At 61.1% G+C, this 25,842-nt stretch carries 21 protein-coding genes, 2 tRNA genes and 1 pseudogene; 12 read left to right on the forward strand and 12 right to left on the reverse strand.

Annotation, left to right across the window (positions count from 1 at the left end; genetic code table 11):
* Window positions 1-74 precede the first annotated feature (74 nt).
* Together F3J19_RS05650 and F3J19_RS05655 are read left to right on the forward strand one after the other, a co-directional pair.
* Complete coding sequence (locus F3J19_RS05650; protein ID WP_167038626.1) at window positions 75-869, forward strand: cystine ABC transporter substrate-binding protein; 795 nt, start codon at window positions 75-77, stop codon at window positions 867-869.
* Window positions 870-1,059: 190 nt separating this feature from the next.
* On the forward strand, window positions 1,060-1,719 hold the full coding sequence (locus F3J19_RS05655) for an amino acid ABC transporter permease (protein ID WP_167038628.1): 660 nt from the start codon (window positions 1,060-1,062) through the stop codon (window positions 1,717-1,719).
* 103 nt (window positions 1,720-1,822) lie between these two features.
* Here F3J19_RS05655 and F3J19_RS05660 read toward each other — a convergent pair whose 3' ends face one another.
* The 3 genes from F3J19_RS05660 to F3J19_RS05670 form a co-directional block, all read right to left on the reverse strand.
* Window positions 1,823-2,821: a Gfo/Idh/MocA family oxidoreductase gene (locus F3J19_RS05660; protein WP_167038698.1), complete on the reverse strand. Its 999-nt coding sequence runs from the start codon at window positions 2,819-2,821 to the stop codon at window positions 1,823-1,825.
* A gap of 193 nt (window positions 2,822-3,014) precedes the next feature.
* Window positions 3,015-3,734 carry an FCD domain-containing protein gene (locus F3J19_RS05665; RefSeq protein ID WP_167038630.1) on the reverse strand — a complete coding sequence of 240 codons (720 nt, stop codon included), beginning with the start codon at window positions 3,732-3,734 and terminating at the stop codon, window positions 3,015-3,017.
* Window positions 3,735-4,452: 718 nt separating this feature from the next.
* Window positions 4,453-4,986, reverse strand: a complete 534-nt coding sequence (locus F3J19_RS05670) for a GNAT family N-acetyltransferase (protein ID WP_167038700.1) — start codon at window positions 4,984-4,986, stop codon at window positions 4,453-4,455.
* A 400-nt stretch (window positions 4,987-5,386) separates the two neighbouring features.
* Here F3J19_RS05670 and F3J19_RS05675 point away from each other — a divergent pair, with 400 nt between their 5' ends.
* The 3 genes from F3J19_RS05675 to F3J19_RS05685 all read left to right on the forward strand — a co-directional run bounded on the left by F3J19_RS05675 (window position 5,387) and on the right by F3J19_RS05685 (window position 9,888).
* Window positions 5,387-6,460 carry a DUF1839 family protein gene (locus F3J19_RS05675; protein ID WP_167038632.1) on the forward strand — a complete coding sequence of 358 codons (1,074 nt, stop codon included), beginning with the start codon at window positions 5,387-5,389 and terminating at the stop codon, window positions 6,458-6,460.
* Window positions 6,461-7,699: 1,239 nt separating this feature from the next.
* Window positions 7,700-8,434 carry a Crp/Fnr family transcriptional regulator gene (locus tag F3J19_RS05680; RefSeq protein WP_064269966.1) on the forward strand — a complete coding sequence of 245 codons (735 nt, stop codon included), beginning with the start codon at window positions 7,700-7,702 and terminating at the stop codon, window positions 8,432-8,434.
* Window positions 8,435-8,478: 44 nt separating this feature from the next.
* The gene (locus F3J19_RS05685; protein ID WP_167038634.1) at window positions 8,479-9,888 is read left to right on the forward strand and encodes an undecaprenyl-phosphate glucose phosphotransferase; all 1,410 of its coding nucleotides are present in this window, start codon (window positions 8,479-8,481) and stop codon (window positions 9,886-9,888) included.
* 343 nt (window positions 9,889-10,231) lie between these two features.
* Here F3J19_RS05685 and F3J19_RS05690 read toward each other — a convergent pair whose 3' ends face one another.
* Together F3J19_RS05690 and rpiA are read right to left on the reverse strand one after the other, a co-directional pair.
* Window positions 10,232-10,654, reverse strand: a complete 423-nt coding sequence (locus F3J19_RS05690) for a transcriptional regulator (protein ID WP_167038636.1) — start codon at window positions 10,652-10,654, stop codon at window positions 10,232-10,234.
* A gap of 1,015 nt (window positions 10,655-11,669) precedes the next feature.
* Window positions 11,670-12,365 carry a ribose-5-phosphate isomerase RpiA gene (gene rpiA, locus F3J19_RS05695; protein WP_167038638.1) on the reverse strand — a complete coding sequence of 232 codons (696 nt, stop codon included), beginning with the start codon at window positions 12,363-12,365 and terminating at the stop codon, window positions 11,670-11,672.
* A gap of 211 nt (window positions 12,366-12,576) precedes the next feature.
* Here rpiA and F3J19_RS05700 point away from each other — a divergent pair.
* From F3J19_RS05700 to F3J19_RS05715, 4 genes and pseudogenes are all read left to right on the forward strand, one after another.
* Window positions 12,577-13,385, forward strand: a pseudogene (locus F3J19_RS05700) (RNase A-like domain-containing protein).
* Between the two features lie 30 nt (window positions 13,386-13,415).
* Window positions 13,416-13,709: a contact-dependent growth inhibition system immunity protein gene (locus tag F3J19_RS05705; protein WP_240158760.1), complete on the forward strand. Its 294-nt coding sequence runs from the start codon at window positions 13,416-13,418 to the stop codon at window positions 13,707-13,709.
* A 245-nt stretch (window positions 13,710-13,954) separates the two neighbouring features.
* Window positions 13,955-14,221, forward strand: a complete 267-nt coding sequence (locus F3J19_RS05710) for a contact-dependent growth inhibition system immunity protein (protein WP_240158770.1) — start codon at window positions 13,955-13,957, stop codon at window positions 14,219-14,221.
* A gap of 241 nt (window positions 14,222-14,462) precedes the next feature.
* Complete coding sequence (locus F3J19_RS05715; RefSeq protein ID WP_167038644.1) at window positions 14,463-14,777, forward strand: hypothetical protein; 315 nt, start codon at window positions 14,463-14,465, stop codon at window positions 14,775-14,777.
* A 104-nt stretch (window positions 14,778-14,881) separates the two neighbouring features.
* On the opposite strand, the gene rlmB is transcribed toward F3J19_RS05715, so the two are convergent.
* Complete coding sequence (gene rlmB, locus F3J19_RS05720) at window positions 14,882-15,625, reverse strand: 23S rRNA (guanosine(2251)-2'-O)-methyltransferase RlmB (RefSeq protein ID WP_167038645.1); 744 nt, start codon at window positions 15,623-15,625, stop codon at window positions 14,882-14,884.
* Window positions 15,626-15,854: 229 nt separating this feature from the next.
* Window positions 15,855-18,350, reverse strand: coding sequence for a ribonuclease R (rnr, locus tag F3J19_RS05725; protein WP_167038647.1), 2,496 nt, complete (start codon window positions 18,348-18,350; stop codon window positions 15,855-15,857).
* Window positions 18,351-18,724: 374 nt separating this feature from the next.
* Here rnr and F3J19_RS05730 point away from each other — a divergent pair.
* The 3 genes from F3J19_RS05730 (at window position 18,725) to F3J19_RS05740 (ending at window position 20,510) form a co-directional block, all read left to right on the forward strand.
* Window positions 18,725-18,811 (forward strand) — tRNA-Leu (locus tag F3J19_RS05730).
* A 226-nt stretch (window positions 18,812-19,037) separates the two neighbouring features.
* Window positions 19,038-19,124: transfer RNA gene (locus F3J19_RS05735), tRNA-Leu, on the forward strand.
* 159 nt (window positions 19,125-19,283) lie between these two features.
* Window positions 19,284-20,510 carry an integrase arm-type DNA-binding domain-containing protein gene (locus tag F3J19_RS05740; protein ID WP_167038649.1) on the forward strand — a complete coding sequence of 409 codons (1,227 nt, stop codon included), beginning with the start codon at window positions 19,284-19,286 and terminating at the stop codon, window positions 20,508-20,510.
* Window positions 20,511-20,724: 214 nt separating this feature from the next.
* On the opposite strand, the gene F3J19_RS05745 is transcribed toward F3J19_RS05740, so the two are convergent.
* From F3J19_RS05745 to F3J19_RS05765, 5 genes are all read right to left on the reverse strand, one after another.
* Complete coding sequence (locus F3J19_RS05745) at window positions 20,725-21,657, reverse strand: 3-keto-5-aminohexanoate cleavage protein (protein WP_167038651.1); 933 nt, start codon at window positions 21,655-21,657, stop codon at window positions 20,725-20,727.
* A 54-nt stretch (window positions 21,658-21,711) separates the two neighbouring features.
* Window positions 21,712-22,227, reverse strand: a complete 516-nt coding sequence (locus F3J19_RS05750) for a carboxymuconolactone decarboxylase family protein (RefSeq protein WP_167038653.1) — start codon at window positions 22,225-22,227, stop codon at window positions 21,712-21,714.
* Between the two features lie 55 nt (window positions 22,228-22,282).
* A complete protein-coding gene (locus F3J19_RS05755; protein WP_167038655.1) occupies window positions 22,283-23,089 on the reverse strand; it encodes an SDR family NAD(P)-dependent oxidoreductase in 807 nt (268 codons plus the stop codon).
* A gap of 86 nt (window positions 23,090-23,175) precedes the next feature.
* On the reverse strand, window positions 23,176-24,270 hold the full coding sequence (locus F3J19_RS05760) for a porin (protein ID WP_240158761.1): 1,095 nt from the start codon (window positions 24,268-24,270) through the stop codon (window positions 23,176-23,178).
* A gap of 139 nt (window positions 24,271-24,409) precedes the next feature.
* Entirely contained in the window at window positions 24,410-25,798 is a 1,389-nt protein-coding gene (locus tag F3J19_RS05765) for an MFS transporter (RefSeq protein ID WP_167038657.1), read from the reverse strand.
* Between the last annotated feature and the right edge of the window lie 44 nt (window positions 25,799-25,842).

The following is a 25,842-nucleotide window of genomic DNA, read 5'->3' on the forward strand; positions in this document are numbered from 1 at the left end:
GATATTTTTGCTTCGATAGTTTTGTTTGTTATGCTCACCGCCGTCACAATGCCAAACGAACAAAAAGGAACCCAATGAAATTTGGCCTGTTGAAAAAACTGCTGGTTGCCGCCTTGATCGGCACGTCGTTGACCGCCGTCACCGCGCACGCGGAAGACCTGCTCGACCAGGTCAAGCAGCGCGGCACGCTGCGCATCGGCCTCGAAGGCACCTTCCCGCCGTTCAACTCGAAAGCGCCGTCGGGCGAGCTGGTCGGCTATGACGTCGACATCGCCAGGGCCGTCGCCGCGAAGCTCGGCCTGAAGCCGGAGTTCATCACGACCGAGTGGAGCGGCATCATCGCCGGTCTGCAGGCGGGCAAGTTCGACGTGATCGTCAACCAGGTCGGCATCACCGATGCGCGCAAGCAAGCGCTCGACTTCTCGCCGGCCTACACGTATTCGGCCGCGCAGCTGATCCAGCGCAAGGACGACACGCGCCAGTTCAAGTCGCTCGACGACCTGAAGGGCAAGAAGCTCGGCGTCGGTCTCGGCACGAACTACATGGACATGGCGAAGTCGGTGCCGGGCATCGACGTGAAGACCTACCCGGGCGCGCCCGAGTATCTGCGCGATCTGGCCGCCGACCGGCTCGACGCGGCCTTGAACGACCGTCTGATGCTCGCGTACCTGCTGAAGAACTCGCAACTGCCGCTGCGCACCGGCGCGAACGTCGGCACCGCCCCCCCGTCGGGCATTCCGTTCAGAAAGGGCAACCCGAAGTTCGCCAAGGCGATCGAGGACGCGATGACCCAGCTCGAAGCGGACGGCACCTTCACGAAGATCTCGGACAAGTGGTTCGGCATCGACGTCAGCAAGCCGATCCAGTAACACGCGCGTCGTAAATGGTGAAACGAAGGGCGGCATCGTTGGCGATGCCGCCCTTCGCGTTTTTGCGGCGAGCGCGGTGCGGGACCCGATCCGCGCGTCGCGTATACCCCGAGCCGCACCGCGCAAGCCGCGCCGTCACGCCCGCCAAAGTTTATGATGTGCGCTTTGCGCATCCCCAAGAACACCGCCCATGTCCATCACTTCCCTGCTGATCCAATCGCTGCCCGTGCTCGCGCAGGGCGCCTTGCTGACGATCAAGTTCGCGATCCTGTCGATGATCTTCGGCCTGATCGGCGGTGCCGTGCTCGCGCTGATGGGCATCAGCCACAGCCGGCCGCTGAACTGGATCGCACGCATCTATGTGAGCGTGATGCGCGGCACGCCGCTGCTCGTGCAGATCTTCGTGATTTATTACGGGCTGCCGAGCTTCGGCATCTCGCTCGATCCGACCCCGGCCGGCGTGATCGCCTTGTCGGCGAACGTCGCCGCGTATCTGTCGGAAAGCATGCGCGGCGCGATTCTCGGCATCCACCAGGGCCAATGGCTCGCCTCGTATAGCCTCGGGCTGTCGCGCCGTCAGACGCTGCGCTACGTGATCGCGCCGCAGGCACTGCGCATCGCCGTGCCGAGTCTGTCGAACAGCCTGATCAGCCTCATCAAGGACACCTCGCTCGTGTCCGTTATCACCGTGACCGAACTGCTGCGCAGCGCGCAGGAAATGATCGCGTCGACCTATCAGCCGCTGCCGCTTTATCTCGCCGCCGCGGCCGTGTACTGGGTGCTATGCCAGGTGCTCGAATGGGCGCAGCGCTGGTACGAACGGCGTCTGTCGCTGCCGACGCGGCATTGAGCGCCGCGCGGTCCGCGGCTCTCTGGCCGGCCCGGATTTCCGCTCGTATTTCTGCTCGCACGCCGGCCCATTCATCGACTCGTTCGTCCCCTCGTTCGTCCCCTTACTCCCCGGCGAACTTCACCCCGAGCGCCGCGCGCGCCGCATCGGCCATCGCGATCATCTGCAGCGACGTCGCGTGCGGCATCAGCGGGCTTTCGAGCCGTCCCGCGCGAATCAGCTCGCAGAAGTGCACAGTCTCGTAGTTCAGCCCGCCGCCTTCGAACGGCTCGTCGAGTTCGACGACGCGGCCATCGGCATAGCGGATCGTCGCGCGCGACGGATTCCACCACGGCTCGTGCAGCGTCACATGGCCGCCCTGCGCCATCAGCAGCGCATCGCCCTTGCCGTGCAGATCGAGTCCGCAGAACAGCTGCGCGATGCCGCGCTCGTGCTCGCTGTTGAGGCTCGCGAACGTATCGACGCCGCTCGCACCGAGCCGGCCAAACGTCTGCACGCCGCGTGGCGCGCCGAGCCAGTCCACCGCGAGAAACATTTCGTAGATGCCGATATCGAGCAGCGCGCCGCCTGCATGCTCGAACGATAGCGACGGATGATCGGCCGGCACGCCCGGCACCGAACAGCCCGCGCGCACGAAGCCGACCTCGCCGATCGGCGCGGCCGCGAGCTGCTCGCGCAGCTTTCTGTAGAGTGGATAGAACGGCGGCTTCATCGCTTCCATGAAGAGCCGTTGCGAAGCATACGCAACCGCGAGCACGCGTTCGAGCTGCGGCCGGTTGATCGTGGCGGGCTTCTCGCACAGCACGTGCAGACCGGCCTGCAACGCGGCGATCGCATAGTCGGCGTGGCTGTCCTGATGCGTCGCGATATAGAGTGCGTCGATGCCGCTCGCAAGCAGCGCCTCGAAACTGGCGTAGACGGCGCCGCCGAATTCGTCGGCGAAGGCCTGCGCCGGTTCCGCGCGACGCGACCACAGCGCGGCAAGCCGCGCCTGCGGCACATAGCCGAGCCCCTGCGCGAAACGGCGCGCAATGCGCCCGGTGCCGACGATTCCCCAGCTGATCACGCGCGGCGTGTCCGCCGCGGGCGTGGCTTCGTGCATCGGCTCGTGCGCTGCCAACGTTGCATCTGTCATCGTGTCTTCAGGGTCCGTGCGGTTCAGGAGAGCCGTCATTGTCGCGCACGAAACGCATGTCGCCCATGCCTGCCGTGCGCGAAATGCGCTCCGTCTACCGCACGCTCCCGCGCACACCGCTCAGCCGCGCGCGGCGATGCCCTCGCCTGCGCCGTTGCGCTCACGCGCGCGTCGACGGCTCCGCCGAAAACCGGCCGCTGAGCTCTTCGGCGGTGTAGTCGATCATCGCGAGCGAGGCGATTTCCGCTTCTTTCGGATCGCGCCGCTCGATCGCCTCGACCACGCGTCGATGCGAGGCGATCGCGGTTTCGCCCAGATCGTCCTTGTCGTGCATGATCGGATTGACGGTCGACAGCGCACCGCGAATGATCGCCGCCATCTGCTTGAAGAACTGGTTGCCGCTTGCGATCACGATGCGCGTGTGGAACAGCTCATCGGCTTCCTGATAACCGGGCTCGCCGGGGCGAATCAGGCGAAACGCCTCGAACGCCTCGCGGATCGCCGCAACGTCGACGGCACCGCCGCGCGCGGCCGCCTGCGCCGCCGCGCGCGGCTCGATCAGAATGCGGAACTCGATCACGTCGCGCAAAAACAGCGGATCAGGCTTCGCGCGAAAACGCCAGTTCACGACGTCCTCGTCGATCATGCGCCAATCGCTCATGGGTCGGATGCGCGTGCCGATCTTCGGCCGCACGTCCAGCATGTCGCGCGCGAGCAGCATCGAGAGCGCCTCGCGCATCACGGTGCGGCTCACGTCGAACTCCTTCGAGAGCACGTCCTGCGGCGGCAGTATCGCGCCGTACTTCTCCTCGACGATGCCGGTGACGAGCCCGTCCATCACTTTGCTCACCAGCGAGCGATCCTTGTTTGCCTGTTCCATGACCTCTATCTCCCCGAAGCGGTGTTAACCCCGCGTAGCCTGTTGATTGAATGGCCCATACAAATCGTTTTTATGCATTTCACATTTTTTAACGATACGTTGCTAGCTTCGAAACGGATGCGCCAGTGGGACACTTCCTGACAGGGTTATCCCTCTGATGATTTGTTTCGTACCTGCAACGCGCGTGTTGTCGATCAACGCCAAACTGGCCTCTCAAGCGTGCCTGCATTGCGAAGTTTGCATAGTGCGAATACGCACGTTGCCGGATGAAATTGTCTGATTTTCACGAAAGGGGACGCGACCTGGTGGCGCTGCGGTTGCACTGAACGCCGGCGTGGTTGCGACCGGTATCGAAGGAAGTTGAAAGGCCGAATGGCGTGGCCGATGCGCGCGCGAATTGAGCGGCGTGCCACTCGACCCACCACCCGGCTCGCCGGCATGCCGCGCGGGCGGCCGGTTTTGTGTTCCCGGGTTGTCACGCTCACGCGTTGCCGGACGCATCGCCGATACCGGGATAGTCGACACGCAGCACGGGCACAAGGCGTTCTCTTTCAGGTATGACAGACGTCACCCGGCGATAAAAGTATTGCGCTACATTGATACGGATTCCGATGCATCTCCGTAACAGGTACACCCGCATGAGCACGCTCAGTCGCCACCGATCAACGTGGCGGCAGACCCAACCGCGCGCCCAACGTCGTCACGCGCATGCGCGGCATCACAACAACTCGAACGTATCGACGAACGATTCGCCGTCGCGGGCGCGTCGTCGCTGACCGAAGCGCAGCTGACTGCCGTGCACCTGGCGCGTGAGTCCGATGAACGGCACGCCGTGTTCGAGGTACGGCCCTTCGGTCTTGCGAAAACCGAACTGCTCGTAAAAACCGCGCAGTCCGACCGGTGCGCTCACGCGCGCGGCGCGTCCGGGCCAGCGCTCGGCCACCGCGTCGAGCACGCGCTCGATCAGCAGCTCGGCGGTGCCGTCACCACGCCGCAGCGGACTCGTCAGTACCTTGTCGATCATGATCTCCGGATCTTCCGCATCGCCGGGATGCACGCGTGCATAAGCGAGGATCGGCATCGGCCGCGTCATGTCGTCGGCTGCGAAGACGTGCAGCGCGTGCTCGTCGCGGCCGTCCGCATCGAGACAGACATGCGACTGCTCGACGACGAACACCGCGCTACGCGCGCGCAGCACAACATATAACTCACGTGCTGACAGCTGATCGAATTCCAGCGTTTTCCAGTTCATCATGCCCTCGACGGTCAACAGGTTCAGCGGGACAGTACATGTCATGCCTCGCCCGACGGCATGGCATGGCATGACGGCCCCTCGTTATGGCAACACGTTACGTGCGTGAAACGCCCGTTTCCGTACGGCATCGCACTGACGCTGGACTTTGATCATTCTTAAATGCCGCCTAACGAAGGGCGGCATCACGATGCGGCCTTCATCGCAAGCAGGCCGACGCGCCGCTCGCGGCTCCACTCAGCTTCGCATCGCATATGAACACACCGACGACCCGCATCTCGAATCATCGGCTCGACGCCGACGCATGTCCCGGCGATATACGCGTCTTGCGATGGAACGCGAGCGCAGCGCGCGCAATGTCCACGATGCCGGCGACGCGCACCGCGGCCGGAGACCGCGCATGAATCCCCTGCTGACCCCCGCGCTCGCCAGCGCGCTGGCGACCTCGCCGCTGCCGCGACGGCCCGGCGGCCTACCCACGCCTCGGCTCGCCGGCACGCAGCCGCTCTGCGGCGCGCCATCGCGCCAGCATGTGCCGCATGCGCTGCATCAGGGCGAACGTGTGTGGCAGGAGACCAACTGCTACGCCGATCTATGGATCGAACTGCTGCATGGCTTCGGCTTCGAGCCGCGCGCCGCCCTCGCGTTTACGGTCACGCAGGATTTCGAAGGCGATCAGTTCACCTGCTTCAAGTTTCCGCTCGACGATCTGGAACGTCTGTACGGCACCCAGGTGCGTGAGCTCGCGATCTACGACTCGCTCGAAACGCGCGTGCTCGCGCAAACGTTGCGCGGCCATACCGTGCTCGTCGAAGTGGACGGCCATTACCTGCCCGATATGCGCGCGTCCTCGCATCGCAGCCCGCATCCGAAGACCACGATCGGGATCGACTTCGTCGACGTCGCCGCGCGCCGCATCGGTTACTTCCACAACGCCGGCTATCACCTGCTGGAAGGCGAGGACTACGACGGCGTGTTCCGCAAGCTGCCGCATTTCGCGGAGCAAGCCGGTCTGCTGTTCCCCTACGTCGAGTTCGCGAAACAGACGCGGCCGGCACTCGAAGGCATCGATCTCGCGGAAGCCTCGGCGGAACTGCTGTGCGCGCATCTGGAGCGGCGTCCGCTTATCAACCCGATTTCGCAATGGCGTGCCGCGTTTCCCGCGCATCTCGACACGCTGTTCGAACGCGGCGAGGCCTACCTCGACCTCTATGCGTTCAATCTGATGCGCCAGCTCGGCGCGAACTTCGAGTGTCTCTCGAAGCATCTGCTATGGCTGTTCGCGCAAGGCTTCGAGATTCCACCGACGATTCCGGCCGCGGCGCAGCGCATTGCGTCGGAGGCGATGGTGATGCAGTTCCGGCTCGTCCGCGCGATCGCGCGTGGACGTCGCGACGCATGCGAGGACTGCTTCGACGTGCTCGAAAGCGCTTATGAAAAGACGCTGCCGCCGCTTGCCGCGCTGGTGCGTTGACCTGCCGGCCTCGCACCGCACACTGCGCACCTCCCCCACACCCCGCAGGCATTCGACACGCTCGGCCTCACGAGCCATCTCGACCACGGCATTGGCGTTGTTTCGTTGACGTTACGTTTCGTCCATTCCCTGAACATCGCCGCCAGTCGCAAGTCGCGCGACACTCGCCGACACCCGGATACCGCAGCCATGTTTCGTCCTTGCAATGGATCGATGCATATGCACTAGCCGGCAAGCCGCGCGTGCGCCACGCGAAACGCGAATGGCCGCACATGCGGGGAGCCCACTTTATATCCTCTGACGTTGCAACTCGATGACGACCGTGCCGCGTCTCACTCTTTGGGTTCGAGCGGTTTTCGCGGCATCGAAGCGCGGCACTTCGTTCATATCATTGCCCCGCCCGCGCTCCCCGCGCGCGACTGGCTTCGTCTCTGGCTTCATCTCGCGCCGAGTCATCCGCGTATCGTTGCGAGGCTCTCCGTCGCGTAACCGGCAACCAACCGCGAAATGGTTGCAGATGCATCGAACGCAGACTTTAAAACTGATGAAACAAACCCCGCATTCGGAGTGAAGTGTGCGGGGTCCATGCGTTATCCGCCATCGTCCGGAGCGAGTGGTCATCCGGTGCTGGCGCACCTTCACGAACCGCGTAAAACCCGGCTTCACGCGCAGCCAGGTGTTGGGTCCATCAAACCACTGTTGGTTGCCGCGCAACTTTTCCCCCTTCAAAAAGGGCTCCGCGCGCGCGCGCCGATGTACCGCATTTAACAGTTCTGAATCATTTCCTGCACGAGACCAACCGAGCATTAAAACGTGCATGAGACGCCAGGTTCAATTTTGCGACACTCTGGGCAGCCCCCTGCCAATTCGCTGAAATCCAGTCATATCAAGGGATTGAGCCAAACTGAAAGTTCTCATGCCATGCATCCTCCGAACCAGGGGGGTGTACATGAATGAAACAAAAACGATCCATTGCCCCCGTGCGGAGACAGGTCCTGATTCGTTGCACCGCGTCGGCATAAGCTTTCATTAAGGTTGGCACGGTCCTCGCTATTAGGTGAGCGCAACACAAGCGCCGTCGCAAACGAGAGCCACAAGAAGGGCTGCGGCGCAAAGGCCACATACGGGGCCGATCCTGCATCCATCGCTGCTCGCCAGGCAGCATGTTTCGGGGATGTGGGAATCGGATCAAATAAACAGAAAGTCGCATGAGACGCGACTTTCATGCGAGGACCGATCATGTTGACACTTCAATCCGATTTGCACGGTAACCATCTGCTGGGCGCGTTGCCGTCGCACGAATGGCAGGCGCTAGCTCCCCATCTCGAACTGGTTCACCTGCGCACCGAGCAGTTACTGTGCGACTCGGGTCAACGCATCCATCACGTGTACTTCCCCACCACCGCCATCATCTCGATGCTCTCGACGATGGAAGACGGCAGTTCCGTCGAAATCGCCGCGGTCGGCCGCGAAGGCATGACCGGCGTGCCGGTGCTCACCGGCGGCGAAACGATGCCGAACCGCGTGCAGGTGCAATGCGCGGGCTTCGCCTACCGGATGAGCGCCCAGGCGCTCAAGCAGCAGTTCGCGCGCTCCGACTTTCTGCGCCGCCTGATGCTGCTCTATATGCACGCGCTGCTCACGCAGGTCGCGCAGACCGCCGCGTGCAATCGCCATCACGCGCTCAGCAAGCAGCTGTGCCGGTGGCTTCTGATCGAAGTCGATCGCGTCGCCTCGAACGATCTGACCGTCACGCAGCAACTGATCGCCGACATGCTCGGCGTACGCCGCGAGGGCATCACCGAAGCGGCCGGCAAGCTGCACGACGAAGGCCTGATTCACCATAGCCGCGGCCATATCAAGGTACTCGACCGCAAGGGTCTCGAGGCCCGCGCCTGCGAATGCTATGGGCTCGTCAAGCGCGAATTCGATCGTCTGCTGCCGCGTCTGCGTCAAGCCGAGACCGTGGAATAAACATCGAACCTGGGTTGCACCGTTCGATTACCGGATCGTTATCTATGTTCAGGAATACCGCGCGATGCCTCGACGCCCTCTTCGTGATTGCCGGCGGCCTGCTCGCACACTGGATGCGTTTTTCGTCACCGATCGCGTTGCCCGATACCGAGCGTCTGCTGATCGCCTTCAGCTGCGTACTCGTACTGCTGCTGTTTCCGGCCTTCGGCGTCTATGAAACATCGCGCGGCAAGGCGCTGACTCCCGTGCTCGGGAGAATCGCCGCCGCCTGGTTCATGGTGGTCGCCACCACGCTCATGCTCGCGTTTTCGCTGCATCGGATGGACGCGGTATCGCGCCTGTGGTTCGGTTATGCGACGCTGATTTCCGGCGCCTCGATCATCGCGACCCGCTGCATCATGCACGTGGTGCTGCATAGCGTGCGCCGCCGCGGCATGAACACGCGCACGGTCGCGATCGTCGGGACTCCCGGCTTCGCGCGCATGCTGCTCGCGCATCTCGAACATGCGCCGCAGGCGGGCTTCAAGCCGGTCTGCGTGTTCGATACCAGCATCGACACCAGCCTCGCCACGAACGTCGAGCACGCCGCCGCGTCTTGCGCGCGTCTGAAGCGCCTGCCGGTGCTGACCGATCTGAACCTGTTCGCCGACAAGGTGCGCGACGAACGCGTGAGCGAAGTATGGCTCGCGTTGCCGCTTTCCGAAGAGCATACGATCTATCGCTTCACGCGCATGTTCAGACATGACTTCGTCAACCTGCGCTTCATTCCCGACGTACGCGGCCTCTCGCTGTTCAATCACGCGCTCGTCGACGTCGCCGGATTGCCGACACTCAATCTGAGCGCGCCGTCGTTTTCGCCGCCGCAGATGTGGCCCAAGCTGATGTTCGACCGCCTGTTCGCGGCGCTCGCGCTGCTCATGCTCGCGCCGGTGTTCCTCGCGCTCGCGATCGGTATCAAGCTCACCTCGCCCGGGCCGGTGTTCTTCCGCCAGGTCCGCAAGGGCGTGGACGGCCGGCCGTTCGCGATCTACAAGTTCCGCTCGATGACCGTGCACAAGGAAGCGCACGGCCAGCTGACGCAGGCCACCCGCAACGACAAGCGCGTGACGAGGCTCGGCAGCTTCATGCGCCGCACGAGCCTCGACGAGCTGCCGCAGTTTCTCAACGTGCTGCTCGGACAGATGTCGGTGGTGGGTCCGCGTCCGCATGCGATCGAACACGACGACCTCTATAAAGACCAGGTGTACGGCTATATGCACCGTTACCGTATCAAGCCCGGCATCACAGGCTGGGCTCAGGTCAACGGCTATCGCGGCGCGACCACCAAGGTCGAGAAGATGGAAGCGCGCGTGAAGTTCGATCTCTTCTATATCCACAACTGGTCGTTCTGGTTCGACATGAAGATCGTGTTCATTACGATCTTCAAGGGCTTTGTCAGCCGCAATGCGTTCTGACCAGATCGATACGGAAACGGCCACGCGTTTGCGTACACGTCTTCGGGTCGGCGATTCGCCGGCTATTCATGCGGTGAATACTTCAAGCTTGAATGTGGAGTAGAAAAAAGCTGCGCCTCGATCGGGGCGCAGCCTTTTGTTTCGCAGAGCATTCATTTAATTTAGTCGGCGCCGCCGCGGTAAGCGCGAAAGCAAGCGCATGCATGCAGGTACAAACGCCAACGCGGGCGGCTGGATCATGAGCCGCCCGCGTTGGCGCGTAGGGACAGAACCTTCCGCGAACCGCGGTCACCGGTCAGCCCTGCAACGCAGCGCACGGCCCACGGCCGGCGCCGCGCCGTTTTCACAAAAACGCGCTGACGTCGGTCTGAAAACGCACCGCGAGTGCCTTGGCGACTTTTTTGCTGATCGCGCGCCGCCCCGCGAGAATGTCGCTGACGACGGTCGGTGACGCGATTCCGGCGAGGTCCTTCTGCTTGAGTCCGTGCGTGACCAGCAGATGGCGCAGCACCTCGCGCGGCTCCGCTTTCGGCAGCATCACGTTGTGCGCTTCCCAGTGGCGGATCAACTCCCGCACGATCGCATGCAGATCGACGAGCGGGTCCTTGTCGGTGCCGTTCAGACGTTCGGCGAGCGAGTTCGCGACTTGCAGCATCTGCTGATAGTCCTCTTCGCTGTGAATCGGCTTGATCGGCAACTGAGCCTGCAACGCAGCCCAAGCCTCGGAAATGTCGGGAAAAGATCCCGCTAGGCGATCGGCGTTCATGAGTTTAAATTCGTCCTCGTCCAAGATCGCATTCGCAATACGTCAGCACCTGACGAACGAATGGCGACTGCCTGTTGTAGTGAATCGCCGTCGCACCCTGTACCGTCTACATCGAAAACGATACGGCGAAGTAGCCCAGAGTCCTTGCCGGCGAGCCGTCTGCTTCAGGTCGTTATGGCCACGCGAGGCATGCCGGCGCCGATGAATCCCACTTCAACCGCGCACGGCGCGCCTCTCAATGCTGGCTGATGCAATCCAGCCATGCTCTCTCTTAAAGGGTCCGCCGCGGATGATCCCGCGCGTGAAGCGCACATCGACGATGCGCGCCCCGCGTGCAAGACCACACGAAACGAACCGGCACATCAATAGCCGCCCAGACACGCCGGTCCGAACGGCTGACTGCTACTCATTGCGAAGTCACTGCGTTACGACGAAACCGATGTGCGGCCGGCACGCTTCTCACGCGCGTGGCGCATCGGCGAATGCACAGCATCGACGGCAGACAGGCGCAATCGCATCTGTGCGCAAACAGCAGACGCGAGATCGACGACGTGGTGACAGGTTTGCCGGCAAGCGGCGCGCGATCTTCGAGAAAATCGGCGAGACTGGGAAGGCCGGTGTCGAGAAGGCACTCGATGATTCTGTCGAGTCTCTTCCTGGCACCACCGGGAGCGACGAACCGGTTGCACTCGATCGCCGCTCATCTCGCGTCCTGCCTGTCAAAAACGCCACCTGTCACTAGCAAAGAGTGTAGGTGGCGCGTTCATCGCTGTGCGTGCGGGTGCCCACATTCGACGCCTGACAGTACGCGAATAATTCAAAGTGCCGGTTCACGGCCTGGAGCCGATGGGCCTTGATTGATTCGACTGCTTATTTTCAGGTTTATTTGTGGGTTTATTTGTAGGTTTATTTACCCGCTCATTTGCCCGTCCGATCCTTTCCGGAAGAGCCATAAAAAACGCGTGTGAACCGGCTGAACGGCTCACACGCGTTGGAGCGAATAGAAACGCTTCGCTTACTTCTCGCCGTACGTGATCGTCTGCACGCCGGTGTCGGTGCCGAGCAGGCACAGGTTCGCGCCACGGCCCGCGAACAGGCCGACCGTGACGACGCCCGGCCATGCGTTGATGTGTGTTTCGAGCGTACGCGGATCGCTGATGCTCAAGCCCTTCACGTCGATGATCTCGTTGCCGTTGTCGGTGATGAACGGCACGCCCTCTTTCGTTACGCGCACGACCGGCACGCCGCCGAGCGCCGTCACGCGACGGCCGATCGCGGTACGCGCCATCGGCACGACTTCGATCGGCAAGGGGAAGTTGCCGAGCGTGTCGACGAGCTTGCTCGCATCGGCGATGCAAACGAATACGTCCGACACCGACGCGACGATCTTCTCGCGCGTGAGCGCGCCGCCGCCGCCCTTGATCATCGCGCCGCTGCGGTCGATCTCGTCGGCGCCGTCGACGTACACGGGCAGCGAATCGATCTCGTTGAGATCGAGCACCTTGAAGCCATGCGATTGCAGGCGCGCGGTCGTGGCGAGCGAACTCGACACCGCGCCGCGATAGCGGGATTTGACGGCGGCCAGCGCGTCGATGAAGCAGTTCGCGGTGGAGCCCGTGCCGACGCCGATCACCGAGCCTTGCGGCACGTTGGCGTTCACGTAATCGGCGGCGGCCTGGCCGACCAGTTGCTTGAGTTCGTCTTGAGTCATGAGAGAGGCGGGAAAAGCGTGAAAAAGCGTTAGTTTACCGGAGTGGCTCGGCGAGCACTCGTTTGGGCCAGTTGCGCGCCGCGCATCGAGCGAAGCTGTGTCGATGCCCATGATAAAAAGCAACGGAAGCGCAGAATCATCCTTCGCCCATTCCGCATCCTCCTGTCGCTTGCTAGTTTCGCAGGTCCACTCAATGACAGAGGACTTTCGAATGTCGCAAGAATATGGCTCGAATGGCGTGCGTGTGGTGCTCAGCGCGCCGCAACTGGCCGCCATACTGGCCGCGCGTCGATCAGCCACGCGGAGATGCTTTCCAACCGGCTTTGGGGCGGCCTGCAGGTCGCCGCCGGCGTGGTGGAAATGATCGGAGCGAGCACGCCATGCGTGCTGCCGGAGCCGACGATGGCAGGCAAAGCCGGCTGCGTCGTGTTCGGCGTGCATGGTTCGGACACCGCAGCGGCCGGACTGCGTCAGGTTTTGACGGGGCTGAACATCGCCACGCTAACGCAGCAGAGTGCGACGAAACTCGCCGAAACGCTCAAAGCCCGCCCGGACATAGCGAATCAGATCGGTCTGTCGCTCGATATCGCTGTACCGTTCGGATTCGCCAGTTCGATCAAGGCTGCGCGGGCGGCGCGGATTACGATCGGGCGTATTAATCTGCATGCGCATGAGGCGAAAATGGGTAGTTCGATTGGCGGGCATACGATACTGAAGCACGTTGAAAGAACGGAGGCACAGTTGCGGGAAAGGCTGCAGCTTGAGCCAAGGCGGCAAGTCGTATCGTCTTTTGCCAGTCTGGAACGAGCCGAATGGGCGATATCGGAAGTTATAAGCGCCAATACGACAAGAATCCAAACCTGGGCGAAGACCGCAGTTCGAAATTCGACGCTCGATCTCGTTAAAACAGTTCCGGGGGAAATTGGTTACGGAATAACAAGATCGACGGGGAAGCTGACATCAATGAATAGGGTGATCGTCGTTTTGAAATACCAGGTCTACAATGGCATGCCATATTAGATTTTTACTACCTACATCAATGAAAGGTGAATGATGCCTTCGGAACACTACTCACAGATGAGCCTTGTTTTTCGGGCCTACTTCGGTCAGGACTTCGATTTGTTTGGCAATACAATCCCGGAAATTGTTTCCTGCTATAAAAAAGATAATCCACAAGAACGCCATAACGAACTAATCAATGAAATAAATTATTTTATGGACGAACACCCGAATGATCTTGATTCTACATTTGAAACTAAATATGGCGCGGAATTTGATCCGGCATTGTGGGGTCATACAACCGCTTCTTTTCTGGATGAATTAAAGCGGCTTTTAAACGAGTAACCTGTCGCTTATCATATCGCTCCCAACCCGCCCGGAAACACTAGCATGACCCGGGCGCAATCAATTAAATGATCGACAAAACACCATACCCGCAGTCCCAGATTCTATTTAGTAAGCATCTCGATTAGGATTCCGACCTGCGGAGTGAAACTGTGAAAATTGTCTCCTTTTTCAAAATAAACCGAGAAAGACAGGTCGCATGCATTGATCAAAGGTAAAACATGCTATCAGATCACTATCCACGGATGCATGAACTCTTTGGAGCATATTTTAATCAGGATTTTGATTTATGGGGAAATACAATTCCGGAAATCATCTCATGCTACAAGAGAGATAGCCCACGAGATTACCATTACGAAATGATCAAAGAGATAAATTTATTCATGGATGAACATCCAGTGGATCTTGATTCAGCCTTTGAAAAAAACTATAACAATGGCTTTTATCCAAAACTTTGGGGTCACACAACTACTTCTTTTCTCAACGAATTAAAGTGGCTATTGAGCCAATAGTCAACTTGCCTGCCACTTTGGCAGGCAAGTTGACGCGATAATAAGGAGTAGCTGAGCCGCCGGATTATCGCCTACGATGCGTATGCAGGGCCGACGGCTATGATGTAGTCTGCGTAACAAGGATCGGATAACGCAGCACAATCTAAAAATTTCTCGTTAACGCGGTATTACACCATGACGCAACATTTTACATCAAATAAAAACCATCTTTTACAATAGATATTTTTCAAATAACATATCCATGCAAGTAATATCAGCACGCCACATCGACAGCAGCGACTCCGATGAAAATGGAATGTACGATTATTATTACGAATACGACATTTACGAGTTTATCGACGAAAACGTTCACTATATAGCCAGAGCCTACGTGGACGAACCATTCAACGCTCATTTTCTGAAAATGAAATCAGAAGGCGAAGATCTGTGGCGAATAATAGAAGAACAGGATATGAATAATCCACTATTCAGAAACGCAGTCGCCTTCCTGAAAGAAAAAGGGAAAACCAATATCCAATATCTGAGCAGCGGCCCCCGAGGTTATCTGGATATTTAGAATACGTCATTACCCACATCAATCAACAGAATCTCTCGCTACATCACGAGCAACCCGCCCGGAACACCAGTGCGCTCCGGGCGGAAGCCATTGACCAACAGGAATTACTTCTTCACCGCTCTCTGCCGCACCGCCTCGAACAGACACACGCCGCTGGCAACCGAAACATTCAGACTCTCCACCGTCCCCGCCATCGGAATGTGCATGATCACGTCACACGTTTCGCGTGTCAGACGCCGCATGCCCTCGCCTTCGGCGCCCATCACGAGCGCGACCGGACCGTCGAGTCCGGTTTCGTAGACGCTCTTCTCTGCCTCGCCGGCCGTACCGACCACCCACACGCCCGCATCCTTCAGCTCGCGCAGCGCGCGCGCCAGATTCGTCACGGTGATGTACGGCACGGTATCGGCCGCGCCGCTCGCGACCTTCGCCGCGGTGGCGTTCAGGCCCACCGCGCGATCGCGCGGCGCGATCACCGCATGTGCGCCGGCCGCGTCGGCGACACGCAGGCACGCGCCGAGATTGTGCGGATCAGTCACGCCGTCGAGCACGAGGATCAGCGGCGAACCGGTGATGCCGTCGAGCAGTTCGGCAAGGTTCTGCGCGAGCGGCAAATCGCCGGCGCGCGCGACCACGCCCTGGTGGCGCTCGGTATGCGCGAGCCCCCACAGCCGCGTTTCGTCGGCGGCAATCAGGCGCACGCCCGCTTCCTTCGCGGCATGCAGGAACTCGGTCATACGACGGTCCTTGCGCGTCGCGTCGTAATAGACATCTTCGACCGTCGACGCATCGTGCCGGATACGCGCGGTCACTGCGTGGAAACCGTATAAAACCTTGAGACGTGCCATGACTGAACAACCTTTGATTGGGCGCGCGTCAAACGCGCCGCTGTGATGAAGATAAAAACCTGTGTCGTGCCGAGGTCGTACTGCGTAGTGTGCACGCGCGCCACCGCGCGTACGGCGTTGTTGCGCCTCGCGCTTCAGCCGCCCAAACCGCTGCCCACCCAAATGCAGACCGCGCGCAACCGGCACGCTTCACGTGCCCGCTGCGCGCGGCCCGGACACTGCGACGACCTCAGCGCTTCTTGCGTGCCTGCTTCGACGTCGCCTTCGTCGCGGCGCTACGCTTCTTCGCCGCGCCGCGCGCCGCGCGCGCTTCCTTGATCGCCGCGCTCTGCGCCGGCGCGGCCTTCTTGCGCCGCGGACCCGGCACCGGCACGCCGTTGTCCTCTGCCGGCAATGCACGTACGCGCGGCCCGCCGCCTTCGCTGCGGTCGGCCGATGCGCCGCGCGACGCGGGCGGCTTGATCGGCGTGTCGCGCACGAGGCGGAAGTCGATCTTGCGCGCGTCGAGATCGACGCGGCTCACCTGCACACGCACGCGATCCGACAGGCGATAACGAATACCGGTACGCTCGCCACGCAGCTCGTTCTTGATCTCGTCGTACTGGAAGTAGTCCGAACCGAGTTCGGTCACATGCACGAGACCTTCGATAAACAGCGAATCGAGCTGCACGAAGATGCCGAACGACGTCACGCCGTTGACCATGCCGCCATACTCTTCGCCGAGCTTGTCGCGCATGAAATAGCACTTGAGCCAGGCTTCGACGTCGCGCGATGCTTCGTCCGCGCGACGCTCGTTCGCCGAGCAGTGCAGACCGAGTTCCTCCCAGATCGCGACGTTGTTCGCCCGCGCGCGGGTGCCGCGCTTTTCCTCGTCGGCCTGCTGCATCGCGCGGGCACGCGGTGAGAGCGCGGTATTGAGTTCGACGCCGTGCGGCGGCTCGGGCTGATACTTACGGCCCTGCAGAATCGCGTAGATCGCGCGATGCGTGAGCAGGTCCGGGTAACGGCGAATCGGGCTCGTGAAGTGCGCATAGGCCTCGTACGCGAGACCGAAGTGGCCGATGTTGTCGGGGCTGTAGACCGCCTGCTGCATCGAGCGCAGCAGCATCGTCTGCAGCATCGGCGCGTCGGGCCGGTCGCGGATCTGCGCCATCAGCGCCGCGTAATCGCTCGCGTGCGGCGTGTCGCCGCCGCCGAGCGTCAGGCCCATGCCGCGCAGGAACGTACGCAGATTCTCAAGCTTTTCCGCGCTCGGTCCCGCATGCACGCGGAACAGGCCAGGATGTTTGTTGCGCTTGAGGAAGTCGGCCGCGCACACGTTCGCGGCCAGCATGCATTCCTCGATCAGCTTATGCGCGTCGTTGCGCGTGCGCGGCACGATCTGCTCGATCTTGCCCTGCGCATTGCAGACGATGTACGTCTCGGTCGTATCGAAGTCGATCGCGCCGCGTTTCTGGCGCGCCGCGAACAACGCCTTGTACACGCCGTACAGATTCTGCAATTGCGGCAGCAGCGCGGCGCGGCGCGTCGCCTCGGGGCCCTTGGTGTTCTTCAGCACCGCGGCGACTTCCGTATAAGTGAGCCGCGCGGCCGAATGCATCACGCCGGGATAGAACTGGTAGGCCTTCACGTCGCCGCGCGCGGTGACGATCATGTCGCACACGAGCACGCAGCGGTCCACTTGCGGATTGAGCGAGCACAGCCCGTTCGACAGCTTCTCCGGCAGCATCGGAATCACGCGGCGCGGGAAATACACCGAGGTGCTGCGCTCGATCGCGTCGGTGTCGAGCCCGCTCTTCGGATGCACGTAGTGCGACACGTCAGCGATCGCGACGATCAGGCGGAAACCGTCGCCACGGCCGACCTTGACCGGCTCGCAATAGACCGCGTCGTCGAAGTCGCGCGCGTCCTCGCCGTCGATCGTGACGAGCGGCACGTCGCGCAGATCGACGCGATGGTGAACGTCGGCCGGACGCACTTCGTCGGGCAGGCGCGCGGCTTCGTCGAGCGCGGCCTCGCCGAACTCGTGCGGCACGCCATACTTGCGCACCGCGATTTCGATTTCCATGCCGGGGTCGTCGATATCGCCGAGCACTTCGACCACGCGGCCGAGCGGCTGCGAATGACGGCTCGGGAAATCGGTCAGCTCGACCACCACGACCTGGCCGACCTTGGCCTTCTTGGTGTTCTGCGTGATCAGGATGTCGTGGCCGATGCGCTTGTCTTCAGGCGCGACGATCAGCGCGCCGTTCTCGTTGAGCAGACGCCCGATCACGCGCTTGTTGGCGCGGTCAGTGACCTCGACGATGTGCCCTTCCGGGCGCCCGCGCCGGTCATAGCCGACGATGCGCGCGAGCACGCGGTCGTTGTGCATGACCTTTTGCATTTCGCCGTTGGGCAGGAACAGGTCGTCCTGGCCGTCGTCGCGAATCAGGAAGCCGTAGCCGTCGCGATGACCCTGCACGCGGCCCGCGACGAAGTTCGACGGATGGGTGAGTTGATAGAGGTTGCGCTGATCGAGCCGGATCTGGCCGTCGCGCTCCATCGCGCCGAGACGCTTGAAAAATCCTTCGCGCTCCTGGCGCTTGATCGACAAGGCTTCGGCGATGTCGTTCGCGGCAAGCGGCGTTTCACTCGTGCGCAGCACGCCGAGGATTTCTTCGCGGCTTGGAATCGGATACGGAAATTTGCTCAAGGGCTTGTCGATGATTTTTTCTCGTTGCATGGACGTCGGCCGACGTGAGGGCCCGGCCTGTTAGACGTTTGCGATATGCGCTCGGTTGCAAGCTGCAACTGCACAGCGCCTCTCGTTGCATCGGTTGTTGCGCCTGCCGTGCTCTACTGCGACTGCGTTGCAAACTCACCGGAGACGGCGAAGCGCCGGCTCCCGCTCGAGGCCCTGCCGATATGCCAACGAACGACAGAGGCCAACGCAGTACTGCGAGGCATTCTAACACCCGTGCCGCGCGCCAAGCGGGGCGTCTGCGACCTCTGCCGGACATGGCGCGACAGCTTGCGCCGGGCTTCGATCGACTTTGGCGCGATGCTTGACAGACCTGAATCGGTCGCTATAATGGCGTTCTTTGCTGTTCATCACCTGCCCAGGTGGCGAAATTGGTAGACGCACTAGGTTCAGGTCCTAGCGGTGGCAACACTGTGGAGGTTCGAGTCCTCTCCTGGGCACCAGATTCAAAAGTAGAGCCGCCTTCTGGGCGGCTCTACTTTTTTGTGTAAGACCCGGTAGTCCGACAGGCTGTTTTACGATCGGTCGGCTCGGATGAGCAGGACGGGGGGATCGGTCGCGAAAGCAACTTCGCTGCGCGATTCGACCGGGCGGACAGGAAAGTTTGTTTGAAGCAGGGATTGACAAACTTGATCGTCACGCTAAAATAGCGGTCTAGCTTGAAGACGTGCCCAGGTGGCGGAATTGGTAGACGCACTAGGTTCAGGTCCTAGCGGTGGCAACACCGTGGAGGTTCGAGTCCTCTCCTGGGCACCAACGGTTGTTCCGGCGTAAGCCGCAGTAGTTCGAGAAACCCCGTAAGATCAAAGTCTTACGGGGTTTTTTGTTTCCGTGGACAGCCGTCATATACCGGTGGCATCGGCGATTTTTGCGTACACTCTTTCTTGCGTATACACGGAATCGAGGTACCGAGCGATGCCCAAACACGCCGAACCGAAGTCCGAAGTAGTGTTTCGCGTCGCCAAACCGCGCGAACGCCCTTACCTGCTCTCGGACGGTAACGGGCTTGCCCCGCGCATCTGGCCGGACGGAAGCAAAACGTGGCTGCTCCGTTATCGTCGCCCGAGTACGGGAAAGGAGAACTTTCTCAGTCTTGGTCCCTATCCCGAAGTTACACTCGTCGACGCGCGCAAGTCAGCTGCGATTACGCGTAGTCTCGTGCGTGATGGTACTGATCCGGTCGAGCATCGCAGAGCCGAGGCCGCTGCACGCAAACGCATCGCTGAAGGAGCGTTCGGTCTCGTCGCGGAGAATTGGCTCGCGTTCAAGCGCAAGGAGTGGGCCGACGAGACTTACCGCAAAGCGGAGTTCGTAGTTCGGCAATACCTGATCCCGCCATTACGCAGCAAGCCCATTTCGACGCTCGCGACGTCGGAAGTCAAACCGGTGTTGGAAGCAATAGCGGCGCATGCCCCCAATCTCGCAACGAAGGCTCGCCAATACGTCGGCGGCATCGTGACGTATGCGATCCACCATAGCCTGCGAGACGACGGTGTTCCGTTGTCGCTGCGCGGCGTCATCCCGCGACACGAGAAAGGCCACATCCCGGCGATTACGAAACCCACCGAGATCGCCTCGCTAGTGCAAGCCATCAATACCTACAAGTCGCCGATTACCAGGGCCGCACTGAAACTGACCATGCTCACGAGCTTACGCCCCGGCGTGGTCGCATCTGCACCGTGGGACGAAATTGACCTGAAAGCGGGCGAATGGCATGTTCTGGCCGTGCGGATGAAGATGCGCCACGACCATATTGTGCCTCTACCCAAGCAAGCGGTTGCGTTGCTCGGCGAATTGCAGTCGCTTACAGGCCGCGGACACTATGTGTTTCCGTCTCCGGCTCGTCAGAAGACTCCGCATTTACATCGCGACGCGTTAAGCAAGGCCCTGCGCGAGATGGGTTTCCAGGGAAAACACGCTACTCATGGGTTCCGCGGCATGCTGCGGACCGTTGGCCGGGAGCAACTCGGCATCGACATCGATGTTCTCGAAGCGCAACTCGCACACGCGAAACGAGGCGACGTGCAGAAGGCCTATGACAGGACAACTTTCGACGACAATCGTCGCCGCGTGATGCAGGAGTGGGCGGACTATATCGACGGGCTATGCAGAACAACGCCAGCCGGTGGCGCAGTCGATTGAAACTGCTGTTCCGTCACCCTCCAGATTTGTCCTCCCTGCCCCCGCTTGCCGTAAAACTACTCAACCCGACACGGCCCTCCGCTACGTTTGCCACGATCCGGTGCCACATGCATCAGTGACTTGCCCTTCTGCACGACTAACCGATTCACATCCGCGCGATTTGCACCAGATCCCTGCCGTGCGAGCGGCTCCTGAACGTCGCCGATAGCGCGATCTAGAACCGAACGTTGTCCGAGCCTTTGAGCCCCAGCATCGCCCGCGCTTCGTCCGGCGTTGCCACATCGAGCGCAAGCCCTGCCAAAATCTTGCACACCTGCTCAACCTGAGAAGCGTTGCTTTTCGCGAGTTCGCCGGGGGCGATCCAAAGCGAGTCCTCAAGCCCCACGCGCACGCAGGATGCCTGAGCCGCGCCGATCGCGGCGAGGCGCATCTGGTTGCGTCCCGCACCGAGAATGGACCATACGTAGTCGGCGCCAAACAGCCGGTCGGCCGTCCGCTTCATATGCGCAAGGTCTTCGGGATGCGAGCCGATCCCGCCAAGCAGCCCGAAAACGCTCTGCACGAAGAATGGCGGTTTGACGAGCCCGCGATCGACGAAATGCGCGAGATTGTAGAGGTGCGATGTGTCATAGCACTCGAACTCGAAACGCGTACCCTGCGCACTGCATGAGGTGAGAACCGTTTCGATATCGGCGAACGTGTTGCGAAAGACCAGATCGCGGCTTTTCTCGAGATGCTCGCGCTCCCATGCGTGATCGAATTGCGCATATCGGTCCAGCATCGGATACAGCCCGAAATTCATCGACCCCATGTTCAGCGAGGCCAGTTCCGGCGCGAAGTGCAGCGCTGGCCTCAGGCGCTCCTGCACGCTCATGTGCGGACTGCCGCCGGTCGTAATGTTGACGACCACGTTGGAGCGTCGCCGGATCTCGCCCAGAAACGCACCGAATGCTTCAGGGTCCTGAGTCGGCCGCCCGTCGGCGGGGTTCCTTGCATGAAGGTGGACGATCGATGCGCCCGCTTCGGCAGCGTCCACCGCCGCCTGCGCGATCTGCTCAGCAGTAACGGGCAGATACGGCGACATCGTGGGCGTATGAATGGATCCCGTGACCGCGCAGGTAATGATGACCTTCCTTGAATGATTCATGGATGTTCTTCCAGACAGTTTCGTCGTAAAGCGATATCGATGCGCGCGAGCACGCTAATCGTCGTGATCCACATGGAGCGCTTCGAGAAACCTCGACACCAGGTTGTATGCTCCGACCGTCGCGGTCACTTCGACAAGTTCCCGATCATCAAAGTGACGCCGTACAGCCGCGAAGATGTCGTCCGGCACGTGCACGTTTTTCGTCATCGAGTCGCAGTAGGCGAGCACCGCCCGGTCGCGGTCGTCGAATCCGTTCAGACGGCCCATTCGCAACGCGTCGATTTCTTCCTCGCTCACGCCAACGGACAGCGCAATAGGACGATGCTGCTGGAATTCGTAGTCGGCGTCGTTGATGACCGCGATACGCATGATGATCATCTCGCGTACCCGCGCGGGCAGCAAAGAACGTTGGCGAATCGCGGTCAGGAACGAGAGCCAGCCCTCACAAACGGGCGGGCTGTGCAGCAGCATGGAATAGAGATTGAGCATCCGGCCGCGCTCGGCGACGATGCGATCGACCAGCGGCGCGATTTCACCGGCGCTGAGATCGGGATAGGGAATGCGTGCCATGGAAACTCCGTATTGAGTTGCAGAAAGGGGCGAAATGCGCAAGCGCCGTTTCGCGTCAGTCGCAGCGCGCGCTCATGCCGCCGTCTACGACGATTTCGGTGCCCGTGATGAAACGGGCCTCGTCCGACGCGAGAAACAGCGCGGCGTTGGCCGTGTCCCGGCCATCGCCCATGAATGGCATCGGGATGCGTGCCTTACGCTTGCTCAGCAGCAATTCAACATCGCCGCCGGTCTGGTTGCGGGCGACCGTCGTGTCGACCAGCGGCGTATGCAGCAGCCCTGGCACCACCGAGTTCACGCGGATATTTTTTTGCGCGTACTCGACCGCCACGACACGCGTCATCTGGATCACGCCGGCTTTGGCTGCCGCATAACCGACCTGCGCAGCGCCCGTCCAGCGAATGCCCGACGTCGAAGCGATATTGACGATCACGCCGGCGCCCTGTTGCTCCATCACCGGCAACACGTGCCGGCACATCAGGTAGGTTGTCGTCAGGTTCAGCTCCAGTTGCTTTTCCCACTGCGCCTCGCTCAGCTGCACAGGCCCCCCTGGCGCCGGCGCCCCCACGTTGTTCACGAGCACGTCGATGCGGCCCAGGCGCGCCGTGCTTTGCGCGACGAGTTGGGCGATCGCCCCGCTGTCGGTCACGTCGCACTCGTATGGCGTGACCTGCCCTCCCGACTGCCGGATCAGCTCCAGCGTCTCATCCATCGATGCGAGGTCGCGATCGATCGCGACGACATGCGCGCCCTCGGCGGCAAACCGTACAGCGATTGCGCGCCCATTGCCCCATCCGGGTCCGATGCATCCAGCGCCCGTGACGAGCGCGATCTTGCCTTCCAGCCTTCCTGCCGAGTTCATTGCGTTTCCTCCAAACTAGCTGCGCTTGCGTAAAACAGAAATGCTGTGCTTCGCGAACGAGAAGCCGCGTACGCACGCATATCCGGTCAGAATCGGTGAATCATCCCAAGCACGCCTTCAAACAGCGAGTTGTAGCCGTTAAAAGACTGGGTAAATCCGCTGGTCGACGCCAGCTTCGTCCACTGGCCGCTCAGGTGGTTGTAGTTGAATCCGGTATAGAGGTCCGTCCGCTTGGAGACGTGATAGAACAGAATGGGGCCGGTGGTAATTCTCGCGCCCTCGCCTGCCGCGTGATGCAAGATATCGACGTAGACCGCATCGCGAATTTCCCATGCCGGGCTGAACCGGTACGCTGCGCCCAGCGACATCGAATCGTTCCGGTAATCCGCCGGATAAACATGGCTGTAAATATATTGCGCGTACAGTGCGGCGTTGCTGAGCGTCCAGGTCGCGCCGGCCATGAAAATCTTTTGCAAGCTTTGTGGAATGGCAATGCCGAAATACGTGTTCCCGTACCCGCTATTCGCCGGTACTTCGCCGCCGATGTCGTTGACGATCTGGTACGCGACGCCCACGCTGAGCGCGCCGTTGTCATAGCCGACACTCACCGCCGGCGACGAATTGCGATGGATGTCACCGGCCACGCCGCCAAACGTGTAAGCCCCGTTCAGCCTGAATCCGTGAAAGTTGTCCGAGCTGTACTGCACGGTGTTGTCGAGCCGCGCGCCGCCCATCAGCCCGGCCGCCTGGAACCCCCAGGTCGCCGCATAGTTGGCGAATGCGAATGTGTCGTGCGACGCACCCATTAAATAGGCGAGCAGATATTGCCTGCCGAACGTCAGCGTGCCCCAGCCCGTTTTCGACAGTCCGACAAAGGCTTGCCGCCCGAATATGCGGGTTTGCCCGCTCGGCGTGGGAAACGCCATGGCGCCCGTATTCGCAATGAAGCCCGACTCCAGCGTGAAGATGGCCTTCGTCCCGGCGCCCAGATCTTCGACGCCGCGCAATCCCCAGCGGCTCCCCAAAATCGCACCGCCCGTACCCATCGTGATGTTGTGACCACCGGACGGCGTCTGATGGTTGTCGTACCGGATCGCTTCGTCAATCAACCCGTAAAGCGTGACCGACGACTGGCTCCACGCGCTCGAAGCATAAAGACTCAATGCCACTGCCCCGATCATGTAACGTATTTTCATGGCAACGCCCTGCCTCCGATGATCTGTTCCGCTACGGTGGTTCATGCCATCTTTTAAGTTCGCATGACTAAATAATCTATACTCTGAACCCCACCGAATCCGCACTGCCGTCGCTCTTTAGCGCTCAGTGACTGACATTGACCGCGCCTTGCTGATCCTGTGCCCCGAAGCTCCCGCCATCGCCCACTGTCTCCTCCAGGCGCAATCCGCTCGTCTCGATTTTCAGTAGCCAGACCATCACCGCCAACAGCAACTGGATGCCCACCACCGACCCGACCACCATGTTCACGCCGCCCACCGTGAAGAGCCAGAGCACGAAGAACTGGCACAGCGCGCTGGCCGCGCGGCCAGCCGTGCCGCAAATGCCGCTGCCACGCAGCCGGTACGGCGTTGCGAACAGCTCCGGCACGTAGGCGCCCTGGCCGACCGCCACCAGAACGTAGATTCCCGCAACGAGACAAAAACCGGCGAACAGCAGCGCCGTGCTCGACGTCGTGTGCTGGTAGGCCAGCCCGATGACGGCCGTTGCGAGCGCCGCGCCAATGATCGCCGGGCGCCGGCCCAACCGGTCCGCAACGAATATGCCGATAATCGTGCCGGCCGGCGCGCCGAGCGACATGACCGTGCTATAGGTCAGCGACTTCACGATATTGAAACCCTGGTGCACGAAAAACGACGGCAGCCAGTTGATCAGCCCGTAGATGCTGTATCCGATCGTCACCATGATCAGTGAGCCGACAATCGTGCGCCACACCACCGGCGTCCTGAAGAGCACGCCGAGCGGCACGGCCTCGGGCTGCACGGGATCTTCGCGCAGGTAGTCGGGCAGAGCATGCTTGCGGGCAACGGAAGATTCGATCGCCTCCAGCACCGCCTGCGCTTCGTCGAAGCGCCCCTGGCTGACGAGCCAGCGCGGCGACTCGGGCATTTTCTTGCGCATCAACCAGACGATGCCGGCGGCCACCCCGGTGACCGCGAACATGTAGCGCCAGCCGAAAGCCGGAATGATCCACAGGCTGGCCAGTGACGCGACAAACACCGCTGAATTCGCAAAAAGGGAAAGCGCGGCCAGCAGCCGGCCGCGATAGCGGGGCGGCACGAACTCAGAGAGCATGCCGTACGAGACGACGATCTCGGCCCCCATGCCAATTCCCATGATGAACCGTAGCGCGATGAGCCAGTACATGCTCGGCGCGAAGGTCGCAGCAATCGACGCGCCACCGAAAATGAGCAGATTGAGCTGATACGAAAAGCGCCGGCCAAAGCGGTCGCCGAGCACACCCGCGCACCACGCGCCCACCGTCAGGCCGGCGAAGGTGAGTGTCGTAAACCAGGCATTCAACTCCAGCGTCGACCAGCCGGATTTGAGCAGCGTGCCGGTGACGACACCGCCCAGATAAACGTCGAACGCATCGAGAAATAACCCGGTTCCGATCAGAAAAAACAGGCGCCAGTGAAAAGCGCTCAGCGGTAATCTGTCGAGCCGCGTCGCGGCATAAACCGTGTTCTGCATTTTTGTCTCCTGAATTTATTTTATGTATTCGGATAACCGTCCGT

Source organism: Burkholderia sp. Ax-1724 (assembly GCF_011752995.1).
GTDB lineage: Bacteria > Pseudomonadota > Gammaproteobacteria > Burkholderiales > Burkholderiaceae > Paraburkholderia.